Origin of the sequence: Pseudomonas fuscovaginae SE-1 (genome assembly GCF_000364705.1) — a bacterium.
GTDB classification, from domain to species: Bacteria; Pseudomonadota; Gammaproteobacteria; order Pseudomonadales; family Pseudomonadaceae; genus Aquipseudomonas; species Aquipseudomonas fuscovaginae_A.
Genome location: NZ_AQOH01000180.1, coordinates 1 through 3,016, shown reverse-complemented (window position 1 = coordinate 3,016; position 3,016 = coordinate 1). Strand labels below are relative to the sequence as shown.

Sequence of the window (3,016 nt, the reverse complement as noted above, 5' to 3'; positions counted from 1 at the left end):
GGGGTTGCTCGGCACGGCGATGCCGCCGGCGGCGGCCGCCGCCATGCTGGTCATACCGTCGTTCGTGACCAATGTCTGGCAACTGTTTTGCGGCCCCTCGATAACGCAGTTGCTGCGCCGGCTCTGGCCGATGATGCTGTGCATCCTGCTCGGCACAGTGGGAGGCTCGGCGCTGCTGGTGGGAGCCAACCCCCTCTGGTCCGGGTTCGGCCTGGGTGTCGCGCTGATCGTGTATGCCGTCCACGCACTCGTTGCCCCCCGTTTCAGCGTGCCGGATCGGGTTGAAACATGGCTATCGACGATCATCGGCCTGGTAACCGGAGTGGTTACAGGGGCGACAGGTGTCTTCGTGATGCCTGCGGTCCCCTATCTCGACTCATTGAACATGAATCGCGAGGAATTGGTTCAGGCATTGGGCCTGTCCTTCACGGTGTCCACGGTGGCACTGGCCATCGGACTGCTCTCCCATGGCGCCCTTCAAGTGGCGCAACTCGGCATGTCCACGCTGGCGATCGTGCCGGCACTGATCGGCATGTGGGCCGGTCGACGCGTAAGAATGCGCATCAGCCCCCTGCGCTTTCGTCAGTGCTTGCTGCTGTTGCTCATCGTGCTTGGCCTCGAGCTGTCTTCCCGGCCGTTCCTCTCTTGAAGGTTGTCAGGAACGTTGGCGCGGCCGCTCACATGATCAGACAAGGCCGCGCCGCTGCGTCGACTAACGCTGGTAAGCCTTGCCGAAGTGACGCTCCAGTCGCGACTGCACCAGCTCGAGCAGGATCGACAGCAACCAGTAGATCGCTGCCGCGGTGGTCAGCATCTCCATGTAGCGATAGCTGGAGCGGCCGTAGGATTGCGCCAGGAACATCACTTCCCACACCCCCATCACCGAGATCAGCGACGAGTCCTTGAGCATGGAGATGAACTGGTTGGCGGTCGGCGGAATGATCACCCGCATGGCCTGCGGCAGGACGACGTGCCAGAAGATCTGCCGGGGGCGCATTCCCAATGCCAAAGCCGCTTCACGCTGGCCACGGGCGACGCCGAGGATGCCGGCGCGGAAGATCTCGCTCAGATAGGCGCCGTAGTTGAGCGACAGCGCGATGATGCCGGCACTGATCGCGCCCGGCACCATGCCCAGTTGCGGCAGCCCCAGGTAGATCAGCAGGATCTGGATCAGCAGCGGCGTGCCACGGAAGAACGAGGTGTAGAAGCTGGCGATTCCCACCAGCAGCGCGCTGTTCGACAGCCGCGCCAGGGCGGCGGCGAAGCCGAACAGCACCGAGACCACCATCGAGCACAGGCACAGGAACAGGGTCAGTGCCGCGCCCTGCAGGAAACCGTTCGGCCCCAGCTTGAAACCGGCCAGGTTCGGGAACTTCTCCAGGATGATCGCGAGCTTCAGGTCAAAGCTCAGGAAGAAAGCGACGAACAGGGCGAACAGCGCCAGCCAGGTCAGATACAGGCGTGTCCGGAACCCGAACAGGCGCGTCCCCGCGGCCTTGACCACGGGTTTCGGGGAGGGTTCGAAGGCGCTCATTTACTGATGTCGGCGCCAATCCATTTCTGCGACAGGCGAGCCAGGGTGCCGTCGGCCTTGAGTTCGGCGAACACCTGGCGAACCTTCGCGTCCCATTCGGGGTCGCCCTTCTCGATGGCCACCGAGTTGGGTTCTTCATACAGCGGAGCTCCGGCCAGCTTGAAACGCTTGTCCTGGTTCAGGCGGGGCTGGGCGGTCACCAGATTGGTCAGTATGGCGTCCAGGCGTACGCCGGCGCCCAGGCCGAGGTCCTGGAAGGCCACGTTGTCGGTGTCATAGGGCGCGATCTGGACGAAGTCGAAGGGGTAGTCGATCTTCTTGTCTTCGGCGCCCTCGATCACCAGGTTCTTGTTCAGGTAGCTCTCGTAGCTGGAGGCACTGGTCAGGCCGACCTTGCGACCGTTCAGGTCCTTGGCTGAGTGGATACGGTCATCCTGGGCGTTGACCACGATCACGGCCGGCGAGGCGTAGTACTCGACCGGGAAGTCGAACACCTCGGCCCGCGCCTTGCTCGGCGTCATCGAGCAGATGCACAGGTCATAGCGACCGCTCCAGCGGCCGGCGGCGATCACATCCCACGACGGGGTTTCCAGGCGCAGCTTGACGCCGAGCTTCTGCGCGACGGCCTTGGCCACGTCCACGTCGAAACCATCGAGTTGGTTCTGGTCGTTCAGGAAGGAAAACGGCGGATAGCTTTCCATCAACACGTTGACCAGTTCCTTGCGCGACTCGACCCGATCCAGAGTGACACCGGCAAAAGCCTGTGAAGTCGCGGCAAGAGCAAGCAGCCCCGCACCCAGCAAGGAAGGAAAACGCATGTAAGCTCCTGAAAAGTTGGCTGAAAATGGAATTAAGCTATTAAATAGCTATAAGCGCACTGAACATAGTGAATTTTCCTCATAAGCACATTCAAGGAAGTTATATGAAACAACGAGCGATGGTGGTTCTCGACGGTGGCATGGGCCGCGAACTGCAACGCAGCGGTGCCCCGTTCCGCCAGCCCGAGTGGTCTGCACTGGCCTTGACCGAGGCCCCCGAAGCGGTGGTGGGCGTGCATGCATCGTTCATCACGGCCGGTGCCCAGGTCATCACCAGCAACAGCTACGCGGTGGTGCCCTTCCATATCGGCGAGGAACGCTTTGCCCGGGAAGGCCGCCAGTTGGCCGAAACTGCTGGCAAACTGGCCCGTACCGCCGCCGACGCCAGCACACAACCGGTACGGGTGGCGGGCTCCCTGCCCCCGCTGTTCGGCTCCTACCGACCCGACCTGTTCCAGCCTGGGCGCGTGACTGAAGTGCTCACCCCGCTGCTCGAAGGCCTGGCGCCGAATGTCGACCTGTGGCTGGCGGAAACCCAGAGCCTGATCGCCGAGGTCCGTGCGATCCACGCCCATCTGCCGGCCGACGGCAAGCCGTTCTGGGTATCGTTCACGCTGCAGGACGAGGACGTCGACGACACCCCGCGCCTGCGCTCCGGCGAGCC

The 3,016-nt window shown here is 63.0% G+C and carries 4 protein-coding genes; 2 read left to right on the top strand and 2 right to left on the bottom strand.

The window, feature by feature from the left end; all coding sequences use genetic code 11:
* The coding region (locus tag K675_RS0116610; RefSeq protein ID WP_017904624.1) for a sulfite exporter TauE/SafE family protein at positions 1 to 649 on the top strand (649 nt) is incomplete at its 5' end.
* Positions 650 to 712: 63 nt separating this feature from the next.
* Here the strand turns inward: K675_RS0116610 and K675_RS0116605 are convergent.
* On the bottom strand, positions 713 to 1,534 hold the full coding sequence (locus K675_RS0116605; protein WP_017904623.1) for an amino acid ABC transporter permease: 822 nt from the start codon (positions 1,532 to 1,534) through the stop codon (positions 713 to 715).
* Complete coding sequence (locus K675_RS0116600) at positions 1,531 to 2,352, bottom strand: ABC transporter substrate-binding protein (protein WP_017904622.1); 822 nt, start codon at positions 2,350 to 2,352, stop codon at positions 1,531 to 1,533. Before K675_RS0116600 ends, K675_RS0116605 begins: the two co-directional genes overlap by 4 nt.
* A gap of 119 nt (positions 2,353 to 2,471) precedes the next feature.
* Between K675_RS0116600 and K675_RS0116595 the strand changes: the two genes are divergently transcribed.
* The coding region (locus K675_RS0116595) for a homocysteine S-methyltransferase family protein (protein ID WP_198291651.1) at positions 2,472 to 3,016 on the top strand (545 nt) is incomplete at its 3' end.

Excerpts from the sequence above, each read along its gene's own strand:
- K675_RS0116605 (WP_017904623.1), bottom strand. The coding sequence starts at position 1,534 with ATGAGCGCCTTCGAACCCTCCCCGAAACCCGTGGTCAAGGCCGCGGGG.
- K675_RS0116600 (WP_017904622.1), bottom strand. The coding sequence starts at position 2,352 with ATGCGTTTTCCTTCCTTGCTGGGTGCGGGGCTGCTTGCTCTTGCCGCG.